The sequence below is a fragment of the Streptomyces sp. NPDC051180 genome (assembly GCF_040689545.1).
Lineage (GTDB): Bacteria > Actinomycetota > Actinomycetes > Streptomycetales > Streptomycetaceae > Streptomyces.
In genome coordinates this window covers 606818-630433 of the sequence record NZ_JBFBBC010000002.1, presented here as the reverse complement: position 1 = coordinate 630433, position 23616 = coordinate 606818, and the positions used below count along the sequence as shown (strand labels likewise).

The window sequence follows — 23616 nt, the reverse complement described above, 5'->3', positions numbered from 1 at the left end:
GGGCCTCGCCGGGACCACGGGGTCGGCCGGGGGAGCGGCTACGGCAGGACGGTCAGGGTGATCGTGCCGTCGGCCGACGCCTCGACCCGCAGGTGGGTGAGGTCGGGGACGTGGAGGTCGGGCGCGAAGGCCGCGGCGCGCGGGCCGACGCCCACGATCGGCATGCCGGCCGCGCGGCCGGCCTGGATGCCGGCCTCGGAGTCCTCGAACACCACGCAGTCGGCGGGGCTGAAGCCGAGGGCGGCCGCGCCCTTGAGGAAGCCCTCGGGGTCGGGCTTGCTGGCGCCGACGAGCTCCGCGGTGACGCGGGTGATCGGCATGGGCAGTTCGGCCGCGCCCATCCGGGCCTGGGCGAGCGCCTCGTCGGCGGAGGTCACCAGGGCGTGCGGGAGGGCGGCGATCGCGGCCAGGAAGGCGGGGGCGCCGGGGACGGGGACGACGCCGTCGACGTCGGCGGTCTCCTCGGCGAGCATCAGCCGGTTGTCGGCGTGGTTCTCCGCCATGGGGCGGTCCGGGAGGAGGACGGCCATGGTCGCGTACCCCTGGCGTCCGTGCACCACCTTGAGCACCGCGTCCCCGTCGAGGCCCTGGCGGTCGGCCCAGCGTCGCCAGCACCGTTCGACGACGGCGTCCGAGTTGACGAGGGTGCCGTCCATGTCGAGGAGGAGGGCGCGGGTGGTGAGCGTTGCCGGGGTGGTGGCAGCCATCTGGTCTCCAGGAGGGGTGGTGCGGAGAACGAAGCGGTCCCGCCCACCGGTCAGGGAGTGCGGGCGGGGCCACTTTGTTTTTCCACGATACAAAAACGGGGGCGGTCTTGGCCAACCCGTCCGCCTGGCGGACCGGAGAGCGGCTCAGATCTCGGGGGTGGCCTGCTCCAGACTGCTGCGCGTGTACGGCCCGTAGACGCCCTCGGGGTCCTTCCGGGGGTAGATCCACTGCTGGTACGTGGCGACCGCCTCCTCGACCTCCTCGTCGAACTTTCCGTCGATGCGGCCGTGGTAGATCCACAGGGCCTTCAGGCGCTGCTGGAGCTCCCGCACCTCGGACCCGGTGGATCCGAAGCTCAGCGTCACCACGGCCTCGTCCGTGGCCGGCGGCTGGGCGGAGGGGGCGGTCGTCGTCGGCGCCGTCGTCGGGGCGGTGGGGGTGGCGGTGGCCGGAGGGGTGGCCGCGCCGCCGGACGCCGAGGGGCTGGGGCTCGTGGTGGTGCGGCTCGCGGAGGGGGTGGGTGTGGGGGAGGCGGACGACCGGTGCGGAGTGGGCGAGGAGGAGGACGGCTCGGGGCTCTCGGAGGAGGGGGACGGAGCCTCGGACACCACGGCGTTCAGGGACGCGCTCGTGGTGACCTCGGGCACCGCCGCCCGGTCGTCGGTCTCGTCGCCGCCGCCCAGGACGGCCGCCGCCAGGGCCGCGGTCCCCGCCACGGCGACGGCGGCCACGACCGCGACCACCGCGCCCCGCCGCCGGCCCCGCCTCTCGCCCCGCGCCGGCGGCACGTCGCCGACGCCGCGGAGGAGCAGCGACATCGTCTCGGAGGGGTCGCCCGCGGCGCCGGGGTACGCACCCGCGTCGCCCGCGGCGCCGGGGTACGCCCCCGCCGGGCCCGCCTCGGAGTACGCCCCCGAGCCGCCGCCCTGGTGCCCCGCCAGGACGCCGCCGGTCCCGTGAGCCCCCGGATCGACGCCGTTCCCGTACGCCCCGGGACCGGCGTCGGCGCCGGCGGCGGGGTTCCCGTACCGGCCGTCCCCCTGACGGCCGTACGTGCCCGTTCCGGCCGCGCCGGCCCTCCCGTACGCGCCTGCCGGCGCCCCGGCGGGACCCTGTGCCGACGGCGTCCCGACGGGGGCGGATTCCGGCCGGATCGCCGCCAGCTGGGTGGTCGGCGGGTCCTCCGTCGTGTAAGCGGGCAGGTGGGCCGTCGCGTCCGCCGCGGGTGCGGCGCCGCGCATGCCCCCCGGGCCGGCGGTCGCGGGCCCCGCGGTGCCGGTGGAGCCCGCCCCGTACGGCTCGTCCGCCCCCGGCGCCTCCTGCGGGCCGTCGGACGCGTCGAGCGTCACGTACGGCCTGATCCGCAGGGGGTCGAAGTCCTCGGCCGCGGCGATCTCCGCCCGGAGGCAGGCGCAGCCAGGTCTGTGTACACCGCATTCAGGACAGACGTGTCCGGTCATGATGGGTCCCCTCCCCGAGACAACTGCGAGCGATTATGCAGCCACCCCCCTCCCGGTGGGTGAACAGGCGTGCCCTTCCGCAGGCCATAACGGGACATTCGGACCAGGATGGAGAAGCTGCAGACGGCGACGGAGACGGAGACCCCCATGGCCCAGGAGATCCGCCCGCCCCGGCTCGGCGGCGATCCGCCCGGCCCGGGGGAGGGGCAGAGCCGCCGCACGGTCCTCGTGGCGATCGGCGCGCTGCTGCTCGGCATGCTGCTCGCCGCCCTCGACCAGACGATCGTCTCCACCGCGCTGCCGACGATCGTCAGCGAACTCGGCGGCATGGAGCACCTCTCCTGGGTGGTCACCGCCTACATGCTCGCGTCCACCGCCGGGACGCCCCTCTGGGGCAAGCTGGGGGACCAGTACGGGCGCAAGAGGCTCTTCCAGGGCGCGATCGTCCTCTTCCTCATCGGCTCCGCCCTCTGCGGCCTCGCCCAGAACATGCCGCAGCTCATCGCCTTCCGCGCACTCCAGGGCCTGGGCGGCGGCGGGCTCATCGTGCTGTCGATGGCGATCGTCGGCGACCTCGTCCCCCCGCGCGAGCGCGGCAAGTACCAGGGGCTCTTCGGCGCCGTCTTCGGCACCACCAGCGTCCTCGGTCCGCTCCTCGGCGGCCTGTTCACCCAGCACCTGTCCTGGCGCTGGGTGTTCTACGTCAACCTGCCGATCGGCGTCGTCGCCCTCTTCGTGATCGCCGCCGTCCTGCACATCCCGGCGCGCTCCACCCGCCACACCATCGACTACCTCGGCACCCTCCTCATCGCCTCGGTCGCCACCTGCCTGGTCCTGGTGGCCTCGCTGGGCGGCACCACCTGGGCCTGGGGCTCGCCGCAGATCATCGGCCTCGCCGTCCTCGGCGGCGTGCTCCTCGTGTGGTTCGTGCGCGTCGAGCGGCGGGCCGTCGAACCGGTGCTGCCGCTCAAACTCTTCGCGATCCGCACCTTCAGCCTCGTCGCCGTCATCAGCTTCGTCATCGGCTTCGCCATGTTCGGCGCGATGACCTACCTGCCGACCTTCCTCCAGGTCGTGCAGGGCGTCACCCCGACCATGTCCGGCGTCCACATGCTGCCCATGGTCCTCGGCCTGCTGAGCACCTCGACCGCGTCCGGCCAGATCGTCTCGCGCACCGGCCGCTGGAAGGTCTTCCCGATCGCGGGGACCGCGATCACCTGCGTCGGACTGCTCCTCCTCCACCGGCTCGACGAGAACAGCTCCGACGCGGAGATGAGCGTCTGCTTCTTCGTCTTCGGCGCCGGACTCGGCCTGGTCATGCAGGTCCTCGTCCTCGTCGTGCAGAACGCCGTCTCCTACGAGGACCTCGGTGTCGCCACCTCCGGAGCCACCTTCTTCCGCTCCATCGGGGCCTCGTTCGGCGTCGCCGTCTTCGGCACGATCTTCACCAGCCGGCTCATCGGGAAGCTCGACGAGGTCTTCGCCTCCGCCGGACAGGACCTCCCGGCCGGCGTCGGTCCCGAGCAGGTCGCCGCCGACCCCCGGGCGATCGCCACGCTCCCGCCCGACCTTCGACCGGCCGTTCTGCACGCGTACGCCGAGTCCATCACCGACGTCTTCCTGTACGCCGCCCCGGTCGTGCTGGTCGCCTTCGTCGTCGCCTGGTTCCTCAAGGAGGACAAGCTGCGGGCCTCGGTCACCGCGCCCGACACGAGCCAGACCCTCGCCTCCAACCCCGTCGAGCGCTCCTCGCGCGACGAGTGCGCCCGCGCCCTGTCCGTCCTCGGCAGCCGCGAGGGACGCAAGGCGATCTACGTGAAGATCACCGACCGCGCCGGACTCGACCTGCTGCCCGCCGCGAGCTGGCTGCTGCTGCGCGTCCGCCGCCACGGCACCGTCGAGCCGGCCCGGCTCGCCGAGACGACCCCCGTACCGCTGCGGGTGATCACCGAGGCGTCCCGCCAGGTGGAGGAACGGCGCCTGGTCACCCGCGAAGGCGTCCAGCTGACCCTCACCGAGGACGGCGTCCGGGCCGCGGTGTCCCTCGCCCGGGCGCGCGAGGAGTCCCTCGCCGAGCTGCTCGGCGACTGGTGGGGGCCCGACCGGCCCACCGACCTCGTGCAGCTCGTGGAGGAGCTCACGGCGGAGCTGTGCGGATCGGACGGGGAACGCCCCCACACGCCCGAACCGCCCGGCGACCACCACCCCTGACGGCGCGCCCTCAGAGCTCCTTGCCGTACCAGATCTGCATGTACGGGCCGGTGCAGTACGCCGGGATCTCCCCGTACCCGTGCCGCGTGTAGAGGGCGCGGGCCTCGACCAGGTCCAGACGCGTGTTGAGGACCATCCGGCGGGCGCCGAGCGCGCGGGCCGCGTCCTCCAGGCCCGCCATCAGAAGATCGGCGCCGCCCTTGCCGCGGAAGGCGGGGCGGACGAACACCCGGGTCAGCTCGGCCCGTTCGCCGTCCTCCAGCATCAGCACCCCGCCGCAGCCGGCCGGCTTCCCGCCGAACCGCCCCACCAGGAACTGCCCCGTCGGCGGCACCAGCCGCCCGGCCCCGTCGTCCGTCAGCCCCTCGTCTATCTCCGCCTCGGTCGCGAGCCGCTTCCAGTAGCTGCCGGCCACATCGCCGTAGTAGTCCCGTCGCAGCGCGACCGCGTCCGGAGCGTCGACGGGTTCGGGAGAGAAGATCCAGGTCATGCGGGCCATTCTGCTGCCCGCACGACCGTGTCCGCCGCCCGTTTTTCCCGGGCGGAGCGCTCCGCGGCTACTTCGGCGACGCCTGCTGCACGACCTCGAACGACCACAGGGCGGACCCCGACGCGGCCGGCTTCGGGCGCTCGCCGCCCTCGCCGCCGCCCTGGTGCGCCCCCTTCATGGAACCGCTCATCCACGCCTGGAAGTCCTCCTCGCTGCGCCACCGCGTGTACACGAGGTACTGGTCGGTGCCCTCCAGCGGACGCAGCAGCTCGAACCACTCGAACCCGTCCGAGTTCTCCACGGCCCCGGCCCGCGCGGCGAACCGCTGCTCCAGGACCTCGCGCTGTTCGGCGGGGACGGTCAGGACGTTGATCTTTACGACGCTGGGCACAGGACACCTCTCGGGGAACGCGGGCCGGGCGCCGACCCGCGCCCTGATCACGTACGCCAGTCTCTTACACCCGCCGGTCAAGACGGCGTGAGGACACCCCTCAGCCGACGACCCGGGCGAGGAGCAGTCCGTCGTGGCCCTTCGTGCCGACGGTCTGGAAGGCGGTCGCGTCGAGGCGGGGTTCGCGGGCGACCAGGTCGAACATCTCGCGGGTGCCGGTGATGGCGGGGTCGTCGGGGTGGGGGGTGGCGACCCTGCCGCCCCGCACGACGTTGTCGACGATGACGACCGTGCCGGGGCGGGAGAGCCTGAGGGCCCAGGCCACGTAGTGCGGGTTGTTGGCCTTGTCGGCGTCGACGAAGACGAGGTCGAAGGGCCCGGCGCCCTCGGCCTCCAGCAGCGGCAGGGTGTCGAGGGCGGCGCCCGTGCGGACCTCGACGATCTTGTCGAGTCCGGCGCGGGCGAGGTTGGCGCGTGCCACGTCCGCGTGGGCGGGGTCGTACTCGAGGGTGATCATCCGGCCGTCGGCGGGGAGCGCGCGGGCCAGCCAGATGGTGCTGTAGCCGCCGAGGGTGCCGATCTCCAGGATGTTCCGGGCGCCCTGCACGGACGCGAGCAGGTGCAGGAGCTTCCCCTGGTTGGGGGCGACGGCGATCTCGGGCAGGCCGGCCGCGGCGGAGTCGGCGAGCGCGGCGGAGAGCGCCTCGTCGCCGGGGGCGAGCAGCTCGGTGAAGTAGTGGTCGACAGCGTCCCACTGAGGGTTCGTCATGACGCCGAACGTACACCGCCGTCCGTGCCCCGGGCGGTCGTCAGGGGGCAGGGAGCGCGCCCGCGTCGTCCGGTGCGCGGCGCCGGGTCGCCCGTACGGCCAGGAGCGCCGCCACGGTCGCGAGCAGCGTGCCGCCGGCGACCGTGAGCAGCCAGACGGGGACGCCGCCCACGGTCAACAGTCGCTCGGTGTAGGCGATTTCGCGGTAGGGGACGTCGGCGACGGCCCGCAGGTGGTGGTCGTCGTCGATCCGGTCCGGGTGCGGGAACCTCTGCTCCAGGACGGTCAGGTGGACCGGCCGGGCGCCGGCGAGGTCGGCGACCGCTCCCTCGGGCCGGTCGATCCGGCCGGCGAAGGTGACCTCGGGGCGGTCGCCGCCGATGGGCGAGCGGGGTTCCATCCGATGGTCGGCCAGCACGTACAACCCGAGGGTCTGCGGGGTGCGGGCGAGGCGCGAGAGGCGCATGGGGTAGACGAGTTCGTCGGAGGCGAAGGTGATCCGCAGCGGGGTCAGCTCGCCCCGGAGCGTCGCGCCGCTCTCCTGCGGGGCGAGGCGGACGGCGACGTACTCCCACGCGCGCTCCACGTACGGCCGGAGCGCGCCGGTGAGCCGCTCGGGAAGCTCGAAGCCGTTCGCGCGCAGCCAGTCGCCGAGGGCGTCGGGGTCGGTGGCGGTGAGCCGGGCCACGTCGAAGGGGCCGAGCCGTTCGCGCCCGACCACGCCGACGCCGCCCGCGCCGGGCGGGGCCGCGCCCGCGCCGTCCCCGTGGTCGTGGTCGAAGGGCCAGTCGCCCTCGCGCGGCCAGAAGTGGAAGCGGTCGCGCTGCTCGGGGGTGGTGAGGCGGTCGAGCGCGTCGAAGAGCGCCGGGTCGCCGAGGGTGACGTCGGCACGGTGGGGCACCGGCATGATCCAGGCCGCCCGCCGGGCGTTCCCGTGGACGTCGAAGCGCATGACGACGGTCTCGGTGCGGCCGTCCCAGCGGACGGCCGACTCCTCCCGGTCGACGCCGATCCGCTCCGCCCGGGACGGGATCATCGCGCCGCAGCCGCAGGCGTACGCCGGCGCGACGAGCGAGCCGAGCTGGAGCGCGAGCAGCGCGATGACCGTGGTCAGGATTCTTCCGTGTGTCCCCCGCATGGGAGCTGGGACGTGGCGGGGGAGGATCCGGTTCCGAGGGCCCGGTTCACGCCGAGGTGCGGACCCGGAGCTCCTTGACCCCGTTCAGCCAGGCGGCCCGTAGCCGGCGCGGTTCGCCGGCGAGGGTGAGGTCGGGCAGGGTGTCGGCGAGGGCGTTGAAGATCAGCTCGATCTCCTTGATCGCGAGGGACTTGCCCAGGCAGAAGTGGGGTCCGCCGCCGCCGAAGCCGAGGTGCGGGTTGGGGTCGCGGGTGATGTCGAAGCGCTCGGGGTCGGTGAAGACCTCGGGGTCGTTGTTGGCGGAGGAGTAGAAGAGGCCGACCCGGTCGCCCTTGCGGATCTTCTGGCCGCCGATCTCGGTGTCCTGGGTCGCGGTCCGCTGGAAGGAGACGACGGGGGTCGCCCAGCGGACGATCTCCTCGGCGGTGGTCGCCGGCCGCTCCCGCTTGAAGCGTTCCCACTCGTCGGGGTGGGTGAGGAAGGCGTGCATGCCGTGGCTGATGGCGTTGCGGGTGGTCTCGTTGCCGGCGACGGCGAGCAGCAGCACGAAGAAGCCGAACTCGTCGGAGGAGAGGTTGCCCTGGCCTTCGGCGGCGACGAGCTGGCTGACGATGTCGGCGGCGGGGCACTCCTTGCGGGCGGCGGCCATGTTCATCGAGTAGCCGATGAGCTCCATGGCGGCCTCGGCGCCGATCTCCTCGGTGATGGCGTACTCGGGGTCGTCGTACGCGACCATCTTGTTCGACCAGTCGAAGATGCGGGAGCGGTCCTCCTGGGGGACGCCGATGAGTTCGGCGATGGCCTGGAGGGGGAGTTCGACGGCGACGCGGGTGACGAAGTCGAAGGTGCCGTCGGCGTCCGCGCCGTGCCTGGCCTCCTCGACGATGGCGCGGGCGCGGTCGCGCAGCGCGGTCTCCAGGTTCCGGATCGCGCGGGGGGTGAAGCCGCGCTGGACGATCTGGCGGACCCGGGTGTGCTCGGGCGGGTCCATGTTCAGCATGATCAGCTTCTGGACCTCGATCTGGTCCCGGGTGATGTGCTCGTTGAAGCGGATGACCGCGGTGTTCTCGTTCGAGGAGAACAGCTCGGGGTGGGTGGAGACGTACTTGACGTCCGCGTGGCGCGTGACGGCCCAGTACCCCTCGTCGCCGAAGCCGGTGACGCCGGCCGGCTGGGGGCACCACCACACGGGCGCGGTCTGCCGCAGCCGGGCGAACTCCGGGAAGGGGATGCGGTCCTGGAGGAGATCGGGGTCGGTGGCGTCGAACCCTTCGGGGATATGGGGGCAGGGCATCGGCAACACTCTCCATATCTGATGGGCCATCAGAAGTTGCCGGGAAAGTTAGTAACGAGTTCTACAAGTAGCAAGGGGCGGGGCGGGAACTGTTGCGTCCCGGACCCTTGCGTACCGGCGGTAGCAGTCATAAGACTGCACTCAGAACTAGAACGCGTACTAGTTCCCCTGTGACGCCGACCGACCGGGGCGCCGGGACGCCCCGTCCGGTCGAGGAGAGGACGAGCCCATGGCCGCGGAACCCGTCATCGTCGAAGCCGTACGCACCCCCATCGGCAAGCGCGGAGGCGCGCTCGCCAACCTCCACCCCGCCTACCTGCTGGGCGAGACCTACCGCGAGATCCTCGGCCGCACCGGCATCCCCGCCGACTGCGTCGAGCAGATCGTCGGCGGTACGGTCACCCACGCCGGCGAGCAGTCCATGAACCCCGCGCGCACCGCCTGGCTCGCCATGGGGCTGCCGTACGAGACGGCCGCCACCACCGTCGACTGCCAGTGCGGCTCCTCCCAGCAGGCCAGTCACATGGTCGCCAACATGATCGCGGCCGGCGTCATCGACATCGGCATCAGCTGCGGTGTCGAGGCCATGTCCCGCGTCCCCCTCGGCTCCGGGTCCAAGCACGGCCCCGGCAAGCCGTTCCCCGACGAGTGGAACGTCGACCTGCCGAACCAGTTCGAGGCCGCCGAGCGCATCGCCCGCCACCGCGGCCTCGGCCGGGAGCGCGTCGACTCCCTCGGCCTGCTCTCCCAGGAGCGCGCCGCGATCGCCTGGTCGGAGGAGCGCTTCAAGCGCGAGACCTTCGCCGTCCAGGTCCCCACCACCGAGGCCGAGCAGGCCGCCGGACAGGGCATGTGGCGGCTCGTCGACCGGGACGAGGGCCTCCGCGACACCACCATGGAGGGCCTGGCCCGGCTCAAGCCCGTCATGCCGACCGCCGTCCACACCGCCGGGAACTCCTCCCAGATCTCCGACGGGGCCTCCGCGATCCTGTGGGCCTCCAAGCGCATGGCCCGCGCCCTCAAGCTCCGGCCGCGCGCCCGGATCGTCGCCCAGGCCCTCGTCGGCGCCGACCCGCACTTCCACCTCGACGGCCCGGTCGACGCCACCCGCGCGGTCCTCGGCAAGGCCGGCATGAGCCTCCGGGACATCGACCTCGTCGAGATCAACGAGGCGTTCGCGTCCGTCGTGCTCAGCTGGGCGCAGGTCTTCGACCAGGACTTCGAGAAGGTCAACGTCAACGGCGGCGCCATCGCCCTCGGCCACCCCGTCGGCGCCACCGGAGCCCGGCTGATCACCACGGCCCTGCACGAGCTGGAGCGGACCGACAAGGAGTTCGCGCTCGTCACCATGTGTGCCGGCGGGGGGCTCGCCACGGGGACGATCATCCAGCGGCTCTGAGTCGCGCCGGTCACCCGACCCGGCGGCCCGACCCGCACGGTCCGGAAAACGCCGCAGGCCCCGCCCCTCCGAGCGGAGGGCGGGGCCTTGCGGGTGCGCTGTGCGGCGGCGGGACTCTTAGTACCAGCCGTTGGCCTGCCAGAACGCCCAAGCGGCGTTCGGGGAGCCGTAGCGCTCGTTCATGTAGTTCAGGCCCCACTTGATCTGGGTGGCCGGGTTCGTCTTCCAGTCGGAACCGGCGGACGACATCTTCGAGGCGGGCAGGGCCTGGACCAGGCCGTAGGCGCCGCTGGAGGAGTTGGTCGCCTTGTGGTTCCAGTGCGACTCGTGCTCGACGATCTTGCTGAAGGACGCGTACTGCGAGGCGGGGACGATCTCACGAGCGAGCTCCTGCGGGCTGGCGGCCGAGGCCGCGCCCGTCGTGCCGAGCACCGCACCCGAGGCGCCGAGCAGCACGGCTGCGGAGGCGGCGAAGGTCTTCTTGCGGGCAACGACACGAGTGGTGAGCGAGCGGATCAACGTATCTACCTAACGTCGGGTACAAGGGCCGCGCCGGGCGATTTCGGCAAGCCGGAACCAGAGCCCGGGAGACCCGGGAACTGGGGGGAACCGGCCGTCCGAGGTGCTGCGGTGAGCACCGGCTGCCTGGCGACGTCCACCAGACAAGCAGGGCCGGCGGGGGTGGGGCAAGGACCCCGTGTACGAGGCAGGTTCGGACTCGGGAGGAAGGTCCCGGCAGGTGGGTACGCCACGTTTCCGCAGGTCATCACCTGCTGTGGGGTACTTTGGTCGGGTATCGGAGGTCTACTATTCCGGCTCGTACGTGACCTGGGTCCTGTGGGGCGCCTCACCCGGGAGAGCCCCTTCCGGGCCCTCGAATGTGACCTGGGCCTCGAAGTTCGCCCGCCGCGTGGCCCGGCGCAGGGCCCGCAGAAGGGTGCCGCCGACCGTCAGGGTGAGCACGACGGTGAGCGCGGCGCGGCCGAGGTCCCAGCCCAGGGACGTGGCCACGAGGAACGCGAGGAACCGGACGAGGTTCTCGTGGGCCGGTGCGCCCGGCACGAAGAAGATCCCGCCGCTCCCGTCCCCCTCGGCGCCCCCGCCGAGGGTCACCCAGCCGTACAGGTTGGTGACCGTGCCGTACGCGAACGCCGCCACGAAGCCGTACGCCGAGAGCATCGCCAGCTCAGCCCGCCCCCGCAGCGCCGTCGCGCCCGGCAGCAGCCCGGCGCCCATCGTGAACCAGCCCATCGCGAGCATCTGCGTCGGCATCCAGGGCCCCACACCGCCCGTGAGCAGGGCCGACGCGAACATCGTCACCGAGCCGAGGACGAAACCGAACCCCGGCCCGAGGACCCGGCCGCTCAGCACCATCAGGAAGAACATCGGCTCCAGGCCGGCCGTCCCCGCCCCGAGCGGCCGCAGCGCGGCCCCCACGGCGGCGAGCACCCCCAGCATCGCGACCGCCTTGGCGTCCATCCCCGAGTCGGCGATGGTGGCGACCACCACCGCGATCAGCAGCGGCAGGAGCGCCGCGAAGAGCCAGGGCGCGTCCGCGGCGTGCGTGGTCACCGCCGAGCTCGCGTCGGCGAAGAGCGGCCAGCAGATGCCGAGGAGACCGACCACGGAGACCAGGACCAGCGCCGTCACCGAACGCGGCCCGAACCGGACCGGCCGGATGCTCGCGGGCCGGCCGCCGCGCGGGCGGCCCTTCGCCGGGCCGCCGCTCACAGCGCCGCCTCGACCTGCTCGACCGTGAGCCAGGGCTGCGGGGCGAGGATCTTCGCGACCTGCGGGGAGAACGCCGGCGACGAGACGACGACCTCGGCCGTCGGACCGTCCGCCACCACCTCGCCGTCCGCGATGATCACCACCCGGTGCGCCAGCTCCGACGCCAGCTCCACGTCGTGCGTGGCCAGCACGATCGCGTGCCCGGCCGCGGCGAGCCCGCGCAGATGCGCGACGAGCCGGGCCTTGGCCGCGTAGTCCAGGCCACGCGTCGGCTCGTCGAGCAGCAGCAGCGGCGGCCGGCCCGTCAGCACCACGGCCAGCGCCAGCGCCAGCCGCTGCCCCTCGGACAGGTCCCGGGGATGCGTCCCGTCCGCCACCCCCGGCAGCAGCTCCTCCACCAGCGCCCGGCAGGTCCCGGGCGCCGCGTCGGCGTCCGCGTCCGCCGCCGCGCACTCGTCGGCGACCGTGTCGGCGTACAGGAGGTCGCGCGGCTCCTGCGGGACCAGGCCCACCCGGCGGATCAGCTCGCGGGGAGCGGTCGTGTGCGGGGCCCGGCCCGCGATCCGGACCGTGCCGGCGGTCGGCTCGACCATCCCGACCAGGGTGGAGAGCAGGGTGGACTTGCCGGCGCCGTTGCGGCCCATGAGCGCGACGGTCTCGCCGGCGTCGACCCGGAGGTCGACACGGCGCAGGGCCTCCACCCGGCCGCGCCGCACGCCGAGGGCGTCGGTCAGGACCAGGGGGGACGGGGCGGGGCCGTTCGCTTCCGTGGCCTCCGTCCCTTCGGTGGCCTCCGTGGCGCCCGTGGGCTCCGTGGGCTCCGTGGGCAGGGGGGAGCGGCTGCGGTGCCGGCGGAAGAGGGAGAGCCCGCGGGCCCGCGCCTTTCCGGAGGCCCGCGGACCGGGACCGTGCGGCGGGATCCCCGTGCGGGGGAGCTCGGAGGGGAGCCCCGTGGGCACCCGCCCCTCCAGCCGTTCCTTCAGCGGTGCCGACCGGCGGCGCGCGTCCCGCACCGTGAGCGGCAGCGGCTCCCATCCGGCGAGCCGCCCGAGGGCCACCACCGGAGGGTGCACCGGCGAGACGGCCATGATCTCGGCCGGCGGACCCATCACGCCGTCCGGGAGGAGGAGGACCTGGTCGGCGTACTGGACGACCCGTTCGAGGCGGTGCTCCGCGAGGAGGACGGTCGTGCCGAGGTCGTGGACGAGGCGCTGGAGGACCGCGAGGACGTCCTCGGCGGCGGACGGGTCGAGCGCGGAGGTCGGCTCGTCGAGGACGAGGACCTTGGGATGCGGCGTGAGGACGGAGCCGATCGCGACCCGCTGGCGCTGGCCGCCGGAGAGGGTGGCGAGGGGCCGGTCGCGCAGTTCGGCGAGGCCGAGGAGGTCGAGGGTCTCCTCCACCCGGCGGCGCATGACCGCCGGGGCGAGACCGAGCGACTCCATGCCGTAGGCGAGCTCGTCCTCGACCGTGTCGGTCACGAAGTGGGCCGACGGGTCCTGGCCGACCGTGCCCACGAGGTCCGCCAGCTCGCGCGGCGGGTGGGTGCGGGTGTCGCGGCCGTCGACGGTGACCCGGCCGGTGAGCGTGCCGCCGGTGAAGTGCGGGACCAGGCCGGAGACGGCGCCGAGAAGGGTGGACTTGCCGACGCCGGAAGGACCCACCAACAGCACGAGCTCGCCCTCGGGGACGGTGAGCCGCACGTCCCGGAGGGTGGGTTCGGCGGCGTCCTCGTACGTCACGGAGACGTTCTCGAAGCGGATCACGTGCTCTCCTTGGGGACGGGCGCGACGAAGGCCGGCAGCAGACCGACGAGCACCGACACGGCGGGCCAGAGCGGCAGCTCGGGCGCCTCCAGCGGGACGACGCCGGGGTGCAGGGCGTCGGGCGCGACGGTGTTCGCCCCGATCATGAGGACGGCGACCGCCACCCCCGAGCCGGCGACGAGCCAGGCCCGCACGCCCCAGTGGTCGGGCCGGTAGCGGGTGCGGAGCGTCCTGCGGCCGCCGAGCCGGAGGCCGCCGAGGGCGGCGAGCAGTCCGGCGCCGAGGAGCGGCAGCCCGTACGCGGCGCCTTCCGCGGCGAGGAGCCCGTACGAGCCGGCGCAGATCCCGAGCAGGCCGCCGAGGGTCAGCACGTTCGTGGTGCGGCGCACCGGTGCCGGGACCTGCGCCGTCCGCCCGTAGCCGCGCGCGTCCATCGACGCCGCCACGGCGATCGACCGCTCCAGCGCCCCTTCGAGGACCGGCAGGCCGATCTGGAGCACCGCTCTCACCCCGCCCGTGGGGCGGCCCCGGAGGCGGCGGGCGGTCCGCAGCCGGACCACGTCGGCCACCATGTTCGGCGCGAAGGTCATCGCCACGACGACGGCGACGCCGGCCTCGTACAGCGCCCCCGGCAGCGACTTCAGCAGCCGCGCCGGATTGGCCAGCGAGTTCGCGGCGCCCACGCAGATCAGCAGCGTCGCCAGCTTGGCGCCGTCGTACAGCGCGAACACCAGCTGCTCGGCCGTCACCCGGCCCCCGATCCGCACGCCCTGCGCCCAGTCGGGCAGCGGCACCTCGGGCAGCGTGAACAGCGGGTGCGTGCCGGGGATGGGGGAGCCGAGCAGCAGCGAGAAGACCACCCGCAGGGCGACGACGAACAGCCCGAGCTTCACGAACGCGCCGTACGAGCGGGCCCAGGGCGCGTCCGTGCGGCGGGCGGCGACGACGTACCCCGCGACCCCCACGAGCAGGCCGAGCAGCAGGGGGTTGGTGGTCCGGGAGGCGGCGACGGCGAGGCCGAGGGCCCACAGCCACCACGCGCCCGCGTGCATCGCGTTGGACCGTGTCGCCGTCGGGGCCGCGAGCCGGGAGAGCAGGGAGGGGCGCGACTCCTGCGCGGGGCGGCCCGCCGACGTCGCCCGGCCGCCGGGGGGCCGCCGGTGGTCGGACGTCCGGTGCTCTTCCGGCGTCGGCCGGTCGTCGGCAGCGGGCCGGGCCGTGTGCGGGTCCGTGGGCGTGCGACGGCTACGGGCGGGGCTCATCCGCGACGGCGGGCCTTCCAGATCGCGGCGCCGCCGAGGGCCAGGACCGCGGCGCCGCCGACGAGCACGCCGAAGGAGGGACCACCGCCGTCGCCGTCCCCGTCGCCGGGGGCGGTGGTCGCGGCACCGGTGGGGGCGGCGGACGCCGGGGCGTTCTCCGCCACCTGCTCGCCACAGCCCCGCGCCGGATACCCGGCGATCCCGCACAGCATCGCCGCGCTGTCGTACCGCAGCGGCTTCGCCACCGCGGCCAGCGCCTCGGCGCCCGTCGCGTCCTCGCGCACCTCCGCGCAGCCGACCTTGACCGTCTTCCGGGGCGGGTGCTCGCCGGGCGGGGCGTCCGCCGGGCCGCCGAAGTCGACGACGACCGCGATCCGCTTGCCGCCGTCCTTCTTCTCCACCCCGCCGCAGATCCCGGCGAAATCGGGGGCCACGGACGGCCGGGAGGTGTCGCTGGTGCCCTGGCTGACCGCGAAACGGAAGCCGATGGCGTCGCCGTCGGCGGGCCGGGCGGTCGCCGGGCCCTGGGTCGCGTACGTCCAGGACGCGCCGCCGTCGCTCTCCCAGAACGACCAGTAGCGGTAGCCGGCGGCCTGCGCCGGGGCCGCCGCGACGGCGGTGAGGGTCAGCAGCGCCCCGGCCGCGGCGCCCGCGGCCCGGGCGCCGGTCCTGCGGGTGGCTCTCACTTCTTGCGGCCGCTGACGAGGAAGCCGATGCCGACGCCGACGACCATGCCGATGCCGATGATCCACCACACGTCGAAGCCGGACTCGTCGTCGCTGGTGGACGACTCCGAGGTGTCGGGGGTCTTGGGCGCGGGACCGGCGGCGTTGAGCTGCTCGACCAGGTCCGCCGTGCCGAACTCGCGCGGGTCGGTCTCCGTGGCGCGGGCGGCCAGGATCAGCTGCGCGTACGCGGCCGGGCCGCTCTCCTTCGCCCAGGCGGCGGAGTTCTTCTCCAGCCACGCGAGGGCCGGCTCCGCCTCCTTGGACGCGCCGGCCGCGGCGAGGGCCACGACGGCGTCCGCGGTGTTGCCGTAGTCCGGCTTCTCGGCGGTGTCGGTGGAGCCGGGCATCGGCGGGGTGGTGAGGTGGCCGGTCTTCGCGAGGGCCTTCGCCAGGTAGGAGGCGCCGTTGAGGGCGGCCCGCTCGGCGGTCGGCTTCGTCAGGTCGGTGCAGGCCGGCGGCTGCTCGGGGGACGCCTTCGTGGCGGCGATGCTCTTGCCGAGCCCGGCGAGGGTGGCCGCGGCGGTCGCGTCGGCGTTCGCGAGCAGCTTGCCGTCCTTGTCCGGCTGGTACGCGAAGGCTCCCGCGCCGTCCTTGTCCGAGCAGGGGAGCGCGAGGGCGAGCAGCGCGTCGTACGGCGTGCGGCCGTCGGCGGAGGTGTACGAGCCGGGCTTCAGACCGTTCGCGGCGAGCGCGCCGACGACGATCGAGGTGGAGTTTGCGTCGCTGGGACCGCCGACGCCGTAGCCCCAGCCGCCGTCCTTGTTCTGCACGGTCCGCAGCCAGGCGGTGGCGGCCTTGACGGCCTGGTCGACCTTCTCCGGCGCGGCGGCCTGGCGGCGGACGGAGCCGAGCGCCTGGACGGCGGCGGCCGTGGCGTTGGTGTCCCGCATCGTCTTGGCGTCGCAGGGCGTCGTCGCGTCCGCGCGGTACGAGGCGAACGAGCCGTCGGCGCACTGCTGGCCGAGGAGCCAGTCCACGGCCTGGTCGGCGGGCTGGTAGCCGGTGCTCCGCTGCGCGATGAAGGCCAGCGACTGGCGCCAGACACCGTCGTACGTCGGGTCCTTCGTGCCGTACAGACCGGCCGGGAGGGCACCCGTCGAGGGGGTCGGAGAGGGCGCGGCGGCGGCCGGGACGGCGGCTGCGGCGCCGAGTACGACGGCGGCGGCTGCGAGCGCGGCGGCGCCGCGGCGGACGGTGTTCATGGGGCCCTCTCCTGCGGCCGGGCACCGGCACGCCTCAGGGCACCAGGCTCGGCTCCGTATTCCTCGACGGTGCCGGCGGTCACGTCCCGGGCGGGGCATTCCGACTCACCGCCCCCTCGGGGCGGCACACGGTTGCGGGTCAGCGCCGGATTCGCACCGGCTTCCCCCCGAACGGGCATGATGACGACCCGCTCACTCTACCGGCCCGTACGCCCTCCTCCCCGGCGGTGCGAGACGCCTCACACCGCCCGCGGCACGGGGTGCGCGACGGGGGCCGGCCCGACCGTCCGTGGGATACGAGCCCGGCTACACCGCGATGTAGGTGACCGGGTCCGTGCCGGCCACGGCTTCCGCGCGGCCCAGCTTCACCAGGCGGCGCAGGTGGGCCTCGGCCTCGCTGACGGCGATGTTGCGGGAGCCGTGCGGGATCCGGTCCCAGGGCCGGTTCCACTCCATCCGCTCGGCCAGCTGCCAGGGCGTGAGGGGGGTGGAGAGGAGGGCGAGGAGGCCGGTCAGGCGCTCCTCGTGGTGGTCGAGGAGTTCCCGCACCCGGCCGGCGGCGTCGGCGAAGGCGTACTGGTGGGCGGGGAGGACCTCGGCGACGCCGAGGCGGCCGATGCGTTCGAGGGAGTCGAGGTAGTCGCCGAGCGGATCGGCCCCGGTCGCGTCGTCCGGGTCCTCGTACAGCCCGATGTGCGGGGAGATCCCCGGCAGCAGGTGGTCCCCCGAGAACAGCCGGCCGTGGCCCGGCAGCCGCGCCGGGTGCTCCTCCTCCAGGTGGAGGCAGACGTGGCCGGGGGTGTGTCCGGGCGTCCAGACCGCCCGCAGCCGCCGGCCCGCCAGGTCCAGCAGCTCGCCGGGGACGATCTCGCGGTCGGGCAGCGCCGACCGCAGCCCCGGCAGCGTCCGCGTCCGCCCCGACGCCCGGGCCGCCCTCAGCGGCGCGAGGTGATCCTCGGGCGCCCCCACGGCCGCGAGCTTGCGGGCGAGGTAGTCGAGCCAGGTCCCCGGCTCCGCCTCCCTCGTCCGGCGCACCACCGCGGTGTCCGCCGCGTGCATGGCGATCCACGCCCCCGACTCCTCGCGGACCCGCCCGGAGAGCCCGTGGTGGTCCGGGTGGTGGTGCGTGATGACGACCCCGTGCACGTCCCGCGCCGCGTTCCCCAACGCCTCCAGGCCCGCAGTCAGTTCGGCCCAGCTCTCCGGATCGTCCCACCCCGTGTCCACGAGCACCGGCCCCCGGTCCGTGTCCAACACGTGCACCAGCGTGTGCCCCAGCGGATTGTCCGGGATCGGCACCCGCAGCGACCAGACCCCTCCGCCGTGCTCGGTCACCTGCGTCATGGATCCTCGTCTCTCGCGGAGCTACGAAGCCTGCTCGACCTCCGCCCACTATAACGAGAACTGACGAACCGTCAGAGTCGTGTGCGGCGCTTTCCCTTCCGTGGGGTGGCCTGTGATCAGCACGCCGGTGCCGGTGCCGGTGCTGATGTCGGCACCGGCGCTCCCGGCGATCAGCGCAGTCGTGGCCGGCGCGATCGCCCTCCTTGTCCGTGATCAGTACGCGGCTCGGTGCCGCAGGCGGAGCCGCCGCTGGGGCCGGTGTCCGGGCACGGTCATGGCTCGGACGTCTTCCCGGTCGTCGGGGTCGCCGAAGCTCCGTGCAACGCCGATTCGGCCTGCCGGCGTGCTTTCGCGAGATTCCTCCCGCTCGCCAGCGTGAGGGGGTGGGATTCACCCAGGACCTGCTCGCACCGGGCGAGAGTGGCCTCGTGCAGTTCGATGGCGTCCTCCAGGCGCCCCTTGGACCGGTATGCGCTCGCGAGGTTGTTGCAGCTGGTCAGGGTGTCGGTGTGGGTTTCGCCCAGGATTTCCAGCCGCTGGTCGCGCGTGGTCTCGTGCAGGGGAATCGCCAGGTCCAGATTCCCCGCGGACTGGTACGCGCAGGCGAGGTTCTCCCGGCTCTTCATCGTCTCGACATGTGTGTCGCCGAGGGTCTGTTCGTATTGCGCGAGAGCGGCCCTGTGGAGGGGGATGGCCCGCTCCGGATGCCCTGCTGCCCGGTGGGCGGCGGCCAGGCTGTCGAGGCTCTGAAGGGTGTCCGGGTGGGTTTCGCCCAGGGTCTGCTCGCACTGGGCGAGAGCGGTTTCGTACAGGGGAATGGCTTCGTCCATCCTCCCCGCCTCGTGATAGGCGTAGGCGAGATTGTGACGGCTGGCCAGGGTGTCAGGGTGGGTTTCGCCCAGGGTCTGCTCGCACTGGACGAGAGTGGTCTCGTACAGGGAAACGGCCTCGTCCGCCTTCCCCGCGGACGCGTAGGCGCCGGCGAGGTTGTTGCGGCTTGCCAGCGTTTCATGGTGGGTTTCACCTTGAGCCTTTTCACGCTGCGCGAGGGCGGCGGCGCGCAGCTGGATGGTGTGGGCGTCGCGTCCCAGCCCCATCAGGTACTGCGCGGCTTCGTAGTAGATGTCGGCGGTGGCCGTTGAGGCGGGGCTGCTTGGTGGTGTCGACTCGGCCAGGGCGGTGATGTGGGGGAGCAGGCGCTCCCATGAAAGGGGGTGGTCTGTTGTCGGACCGTCTCCGTCGGGCAGAGCGTGCCTCACCGCTTCCTCCGCTTCCTGCCGACCGGGGCGGTGGGTACCGGACGGGTCGGCGGTTCGCGTGCGCAGAACGGTCTGGACCAGGCGGTGGACGTTGATGCTCTGGCCGGAGTCGGTGAAGGCGATCATGTTGTACGCGCGCAGCTCTCCGAGGGAATCGCCCAACGCGATCGGATCGGGAGCGCGGGAGCCCAGGAGAGCGCGGGGGATGTCGTCGGGAGCCAGCCAGGCCATGGTGTGCAGGAGCGTGACGGCCAGCGGGTCCCGGCGGCTGATGGCGGTCAGTGTCCGATCCCAGATTCGGGCGATCGTCCGCTCGGGGTCCTTGGCGCCCCTGCCCTTGTCCAGGACGCGCCCCAGGAACCGGCGGTAACTCTCCAGGTCGATACCGGTCCTGTGCACGTAGGCCCCGGCCTGCTCCAGGGCCAGCGGCAGGCAACCCAGAACCTCGGCCAGCCGTCGAGCCTGCTGCTGCTCCTCGTGCATCGGCGTGCGGTCGGGAAAGGCGATGGTGCACAGCAGGTCGGTGGCCTCGTCCAGGGGGAGCAGGCCCAGGAGCATGGTGGGGCTGATGTCGTGCCAGTCGGTGGCCCTGCGGCTAGTGGCGAGATGATGGCCGCCGGCCAGGGTGCCCACGTAGGGATGCAGATGTGAGGGGTCCTCGACGTTGTCGAAGATCATCAGCCAGCCCGGGTGTGCCTGCAGCCAGGTGATCGCCCAGGCCGCCTGCTCGTCCGAACTCGCCGTCCCGGCCCACTGCGGACACAGTCGGTGGCACAGCCTCGCCAGGCCGGTCACGATCGATTCTGGAGACTCGGCGGTGATCCACCACACCGACGAGTACGCACTGCGGTAGTGGTCGGCGTAGTGCAGGGCCAGCCTGCTCTTTCCTACCCCGCCGAGCCCGTGGACGGCCTGCACCCGTGACGGGACCACCGCGGCCGAGCCCTCGCCCGTCAGCAGGCTCCGCAGTTCGGACAGTTCCCGCCTGCGGCCGATGAAGACCCCCGATGTGGACTCCGGCAGAAAGCCGGCGCCCTGAGGTGCCTCGACGGTCATGGCCCAGTTCGCCGCCTCGGGCGGCAGCACCACGAACCGCGCGTTGTCGCCGCTGATCGCGACCTCGATGGACTCGGCCCCGATGGGCCGCTCGCCGTTCACGTTCACTCCGGCCGGCTTCCCCGGGGTCGGTGCGTTCACGGCTTCGGCGGGTGGATCGTGGCGTTGTCGCCGGAAAGCGCGATGCCGATGTGCTGCGCACCGATCGGACGGGCTCCCGAGATGCTCACCGTCGCCCCGCGCTGTGTCGGCAGCAGTGCCGCGACCTCTCGGGCCAGCAGCGGATCCTCACGCAGTGCCCGTTCGATCTCGCGACGCAGTCCGTCCGCCGCGTCCCCACCGCCCGACTCGTCCGCCGCCTCGCTCGCCGCCCGCGCGAGTGCCGCCCGGCCGTCACCGTCCCGCCGACGCCAGACCAGTCGCACGATCCGCCGCCCCAGCCCCGCCGTGTCCTCGACCGCCGCGTCCAGTGTCGCCTCCCCGGCTCGACTCAGGATGCCCGCGCCGTACGCGGCCACTGCCGCCGACAGGAACGGCCCGGCCTGCTCCATCAGCTGAACGATCTCCGCACTCACGGCCCCTCCGGGGTGCTCGTCGGGAAGTGACTGAACGCAGGGTGTCGCAACACTCTCCGTGTGCGGAACGGTTGAGTCGTCCGTCGCGGTTCCTGCCCGCCGCACCAGATCGCCTACGCCATCCGCTTCAGGCCCCGACCCCTCTTGCGGCCACCGACTTCACGCATCCGGCCGCCGCCCCTCCCGCCTTCGCCCTCCGCGGCTCCACTGCCCGACGCGGGACTCGCACCCAAGGCGGTCGACCGATGCCTGTCGGCATGCCGCGGGAACGGGGGCGTCCCACGTGCCCCGACCGGCGTGAGTGGATCCTTGCCGCTCGCGAATCGGCTGGTGGGGCCCATTCCGTCCGGGCCATTGATCCCTATAAGTAGAACTGGTATCAGTTCTGAGGCATCGTCAGGAAGTCCAGGGAAACCATCTCCTCGGGAGGCGGCGGTCATGACCGAGCTTGTGGAGCACGGAAAGCTGTTCATCGGCGGGGAGTTGACCGATCCGCTCGGGTCCGGGGTGATCGAGGTGATCTCGCCGCACACGGAGGAGGTCATCGGGCGGGTGCCGCACGCGTCCGAGGCGGATGTGGACCGGGCGGTGGCGGTGGCGCGGCGGGCGTTCGACGAGGGGCCGTGGCCGCGGATGACGGTCGAGGAGCGGATCGCCGTCGTGAGCCGGATCAAGGACGCGATCGCGGTGCGGTACGAGGAGATCGGGCGGTCCATCAGCGCGCAGAACGGTTCGCCGTACTCGTGGTCGGTGCTGGCGCAGGCGCTCGGCGCGATGATGGTGTGGGACGCGGCGATCACCGTGGCGCGGGACTTCGCGTACGAGGAGCGGCGCGGCGGTGTGCTCGGTCCGCTGCTGGTGCGGCGCGAGCCGGTCGGGGTGGTCGCGGCGGTCATCCCGTGGAACGTGCCGCAGTTCACGGCCGCGGCGAAGCTGGGGCCCGCGCTGCTCGCCGGGTGCACGGTGGTCCTGAAGCCCTCGCCGGAGTCGCCGCTCGACTCGTACATCCTCGCGGAGATCGCCACCGAGGCGGGGCTGCCCGAGGGTGTCCTGAGCATCCTGCCCGCCGACCGCGAGGTCAGCGAGTACCTCGTCGGGCACCCGGGCGTCGACAAGGTGTCGTTCACCGGATCGGTCGCCGCCGGGCGCCGGGTCATGGAGGTCGCCTCCCGCAACCTCACCCGGGTCACCCTGGAACTCGGCGGGAAGTCGGCCGCCGTGATCCTGCCGGACGCCGACCTGGAGGCGGCCGTCGCGGGGATCGTCCCGGCCGCGTGGATGAACAACGGCCAGGCGTGCGTGGCCCAGACGCGCATCCTCGCCCCCCGCTCGCGGTACGAGGAGGTCGCCGAGGCCCTCGCGGCGGCGGCCGGCGCGCTCGTCGTCGGCGATCCGCTGGACCCGGCCACCCAGGTCGGTCCCCTGGTCGCGCGCCGTCAGCAGCAGCGCTCCCTCGACTACATCGGGATCGGTCAGCAGGAGGGGGCCAAGGTCCTGGCGGGCGGCGGCCGCCCGGCCGGTCTCGACCGCGGCTGGTACGTCGAGCCGACGCTCTTCGGCGGCGTCGACAACTCCATGCGGATCGCCCGCGAGGAGATCTTCGGACCGGTCATCTGCCTGCTGCCGTACGGGGACGAGGCCGAGGCGCTGCGGATCGCCGACGACTCGGACTTCGGGCTCAGCGGCAGTGTCTGGACCGGCGACGTGGAGCACGGCATCGACTTCGCGCGGGGCGTGCGCACCGGCACCTTCAACGTCAACACCTTCAGCCTCGACATGCTCGGCCCGTTCGGCGGCTACAAGAACTCCGGTCTGGGGCGCGAGTTCGGCCCCGAGGGCTTCTCCGAGTACCTGGAGCACAAGATGATCCACCTGCCGGCCGGCTACGGGGACGCGTGATGGGGGACCGCTGGCACGTCGAGGTCGACCGCGGCGTCTGCATCGGCTCGGGCATGTGCGTCAACCACGCGCCGGCCGGGTTCCGGCTCGACACGGCCCGCCAGTCGCACCCGGTGGAGACCGAGGCGGACGCCGGTGAACGGCTCCTCGCGGCCGCCGAGGGGTGTCCGGTGGAGGCCATCCTGATCACCCTCGCGGACGGGGGCGAGCCGGTCTATCCGCCGGAGGAGTAGCCCTCCGTCCATGGCACACTGCTCCCTCGATCACGGGGCGTCACCCCCGTGACCTGGGAGGGGACGATCGTGAACGGGAAGAAGTGGGCCGTGGGGGCCGCGGTGGCGGTGATGCTGCTCGGGGTCGGGGGCGCGAGCGCCGGGGGAGGGACGGGCGCGGGCCCCGGGGCGTTCGGCCGGGAGGCCGCGCAGTCCGAGATCCGTACGGCCGCGGCCGCGGCGGGGCTGTCGGAGAGCGAGTCCCTGAAGCGCGAGGAGGCCGCCTCGCCGTCGGCCGGCACCGAGCGGGACCGGCTCGCCGCACGCGCCGCCGCCTGCACGGCGGGCTGGGGGTACTTCGGGCGCGTGGTGGACGGGGCGCGGGGGAAGTTCGACCGGACGGTCGCCGCGCTCGCGGAGAAGGGCTGGGCGGAGTCCGGGAAGCGGTTCGAGGAGAAGATCGACGACAGCGGCGGGACCTCGGTCGGCGTCACGCTCAAGAAGAACGGCTGGACGCTGTACGCCCGTCACCATGCCCCGAAGGCGATGGAGATGGACGTCATCTCCTTCCAGGCTACGGAGGACGCGTGCATGAACGGGTTCAGCGAGCGGGAGTGGGACGTCCTGTTCGGGGAGGACGGGGACTCGGGGGACTGACCCGGGTCGCCGGTGCGCCACGCTGTCGTTCCCACGTGCAAAACTGTGCCCCTGATTGCGGGGGC

At 73.3% G+C, this 23616-nt stretch carries 21 protein-coding genes and 1 riboswitch; of the genes, 5 read left to right on the top strand and 16 right to left on the bottom strand.

Annotated features, from left to right (window positions below):
* Positions 1 to 38: 38 nt before the first annotated feature.
* Positions 39 to 707 carry an HAD-IA family hydrolase gene (locus tag AB0424_RS06305; RefSeq protein ID WP_366302596.1) on the bottom strand — a complete coding sequence of 223 codons (669 nt, stop codon included), beginning with the start codon at positions 705 to 707 and terminating at the stop codon, positions 39 to 41.
* Between the two features lie 144 nt (positions 708 to 851).
* Positions 852 to 2168, bottom strand: a complete 1317-nt coding sequence (locus AB0424_RS06300; RefSeq protein WP_366302595.1) for a peptidoglycan-binding domain-containing protein — start codon at positions 2166 to 2168, stop codon at positions 852 to 854.
* Positions 2169 to 2315: 147 nt separating this feature from the next.
* Between AB0424_RS06300 and AB0424_RS06295 the strand changes: the two genes are divergently transcribed.
* Positions 2316 to 4379 (top strand): MFS transporter, encoded by a 2064-nt coding sequence (locus AB0424_RS06295; protein ID WP_366302684.1) that lies wholly within the window; start codon positions 2316 to 2318, stop codon positions 4377 to 4379.
* 10 nt (positions 4380 to 4389) lie between these two features.
* Here the strand turns inward: AB0424_RS06295 and AB0424_RS06290 are convergent, their stop codons facing one another.
* The 5 genes from AB0424_RS06290 to AB0424_RS06270 form a co-directional block, all read right to left on the bottom strand.
* On the bottom strand, positions 4390 to 4878 hold the full coding sequence (locus AB0424_RS06290) for a GNAT family N-acetyltransferase (protein WP_366302594.1): 489 nt from the start codon (positions 4876 to 4878) through the stop codon (positions 4390 to 4392).
* A 58-nt stretch (positions 4879 to 4936) separates the two neighbouring features.
* Positions 4937 to 5260: an antibiotic biosynthesis monooxygenase gene (locus AB0424_RS06285; RefSeq protein ID WP_366302593.1), complete on the bottom strand. Its 324-nt coding sequence runs from the start codon at positions 5258 to 5260 to the stop codon at positions 4937 to 4939.
* Positions 5261 to 5360: 100 nt separating this feature from the next.
* Positions 5361 to 6029 (bottom strand): O-methyltransferase, encoded by a 669-nt coding sequence (locus AB0424_RS06280; protein ID WP_366302592.1) that lies wholly within the window; start codon positions 6027 to 6029, stop codon positions 5361 to 5363.
* A 40-nt stretch (positions 6030 to 6069) separates the two neighbouring features.
* On the bottom strand, positions 6070 to 7167 hold the full coding sequence (locus AB0424_RS06275; protein ID WP_366302591.1) for a DUF2330 domain-containing protein: 1098 nt from the start codon (positions 7165 to 7167) through the stop codon (positions 6070 to 6072).
* Between the two features lie 46 nt (positions 7168 to 7213).
* The gene (locus tag AB0424_RS06270) at positions 7214 to 8461 is read right to left on the bottom strand and encodes a cytochrome P450 (protein ID WP_366302590.1); all 1248 of its coding nucleotides are present in this window, start codon (positions 8459 to 8461) and stop codon (positions 7214 to 7216) included.
* A gap of 229 nt (positions 8462 to 8690) precedes the next feature.
* Between AB0424_RS06270 and AB0424_RS06265 the strand changes: the two genes are divergently transcribed.
* Complete coding sequence (locus tag AB0424_RS06265; RefSeq protein ID WP_366302589.1) at positions 8691 to 9860, top strand: steroid 3-ketoacyl-CoA thiolase; 1170 nt, start codon at positions 8691 to 8693, stop codon at positions 9858 to 9860.
* A 117-nt stretch (positions 9861 to 9977) separates the two neighbouring features.
* Here AB0424_RS06265 and AB0424_RS06260 read toward each other — a convergent pair whose 3' ends face one another.
* From AB0424_RS06260 to AB0424_RS06220, 9 genes are all read right to left on the bottom strand, one after another.
* Positions 9978 to 10379, bottom strand: coding sequence for a transglycosylase SLT domain-containing protein (locus AB0424_RS06260; RefSeq protein WP_366302588.1), 402 nt, complete (start codon positions 10377 to 10379; stop codon positions 9978 to 9980).
* Positions 10380 to 10667: 288 nt separating this feature from the next.
* Positions 10668 to 11591, bottom strand: a complete 924-nt coding sequence (locus tag AB0424_RS06255) for an ECF transporter S component (protein WP_366302587.1) — start codon at positions 11589 to 11591, stop codon at positions 10668 to 10670.
* Positions 11588 to 13357: an ATP-binding cassette domain-containing protein gene (locus AB0424_RS06250; protein ID WP_366302586.1), complete on the bottom strand. Its 1770-nt coding sequence runs from the start codon at positions 13355 to 13357 to the stop codon at positions 11588 to 11590. The genes AB0424_RS06255 and AB0424_RS06250 overlap by 4 nt, the downstream gene beginning before the upstream one ends.
* Positions 13354 to 14409: an energy-coupling factor transporter transmembrane component T gene (locus AB0424_RS06245; RefSeq protein WP_366302683.1), complete on the bottom strand. Its 1056-nt coding sequence runs from the start codon at positions 14407 to 14409 to the stop codon at positions 13354 to 13356. The genes AB0424_RS06250 and AB0424_RS06245 overlap by 4 nt, the downstream gene beginning before the upstream one ends.
* 206 nt (positions 14410 to 14615) lie before the next feature.
* Positions 14616 to 15305: an SCO2322 family protein gene (locus tag AB0424_RS06240; RefSeq protein ID WP_366302585.1), complete on the bottom strand. Its 690-nt coding sequence runs from the start codon at positions 15303 to 15305 to the stop codon at positions 14616 to 14618.
* Entirely contained in the window at positions 15302 to 16549 is a 1248-nt protein-coding gene (locus AB0424_RS06235; protein WP_366302584.1) for a prenyltransferase/squalene oxidase repeat-containing protein, read from the bottom strand. The genes AB0424_RS06240 and AB0424_RS06235 overlap by 4 nt, the downstream gene beginning before the upstream one ends.
* A 93-nt stretch (positions 16550 to 16642) precedes the next feature.
* Positions 16643 to 16716: riboswitch (cobalamin riboswitch) on the bottom strand.
* 139 nt (positions 16717 to 16855) lie between these two features.
* Positions 16856 to 17893, bottom strand: a complete 1038-nt coding sequence (locus AB0424_RS06230) for an MBL fold metallo-hydrolase (protein ID WP_366302583.1) — start codon at positions 17891 to 17893, stop codon at positions 16856 to 16858.
* 272 nt (positions 17894 to 18165) lie between these two features.
* Positions 18166 to 20316: a tetratricopeptide repeat protein gene (locus AB0424_RS06225; protein WP_366302582.1), complete on the bottom strand. Its 2151-nt coding sequence runs from the start codon at positions 20314 to 20316 to the stop codon at positions 18166 to 18168.
* 29 nt (positions 20317 to 20345) lie between these two features.
* Positions 20346 to 20783, bottom strand: coding sequence for a hypothetical protein (locus tag AB0424_RS06220; RefSeq protein ID WP_366302581.1), 438 nt, complete (start codon positions 20781 to 20783; stop codon positions 20346 to 20348).
* A 438-nt stretch (positions 20784 to 21221) separates the two neighbouring features.
* Between AB0424_RS06220 and AB0424_RS06215 the strand changes: the two genes are divergently transcribed.
* From AB0424_RS06215 to AB0424_RS06205, 3 genes are all read left to right on the top strand, one after another.
* A complete protein-coding gene (locus AB0424_RS06215; protein WP_366302580.1) occupies positions 21222 to 22682 on the top strand; it encodes an aldehyde dehydrogenase in 1461 nt (486 codons plus the stop codon).
* Positions 22682 to 22915, top strand: a complete 234-nt coding sequence (locus AB0424_RS06210; RefSeq protein ID WP_366302579.1) for a ferredoxin — start codon at positions 22682 to 22684, stop codon at positions 22913 to 22915. The genes AB0424_RS06215 and AB0424_RS06210 overlap by 1 nt, the downstream gene beginning before the upstream one ends.
* A gap of 69 nt (positions 22916 to 22984) precedes the next feature.
* On the top strand, positions 22985 to 23551 hold the full coding sequence (locus AB0424_RS06205) for a hypothetical protein (RefSeq protein WP_366302578.1): 567 nt from the start codon (positions 22985 to 22987) through the stop codon (positions 23549 to 23551).
* Positions 23552 to 23616 lie beyond the last annotated feature (65 nt).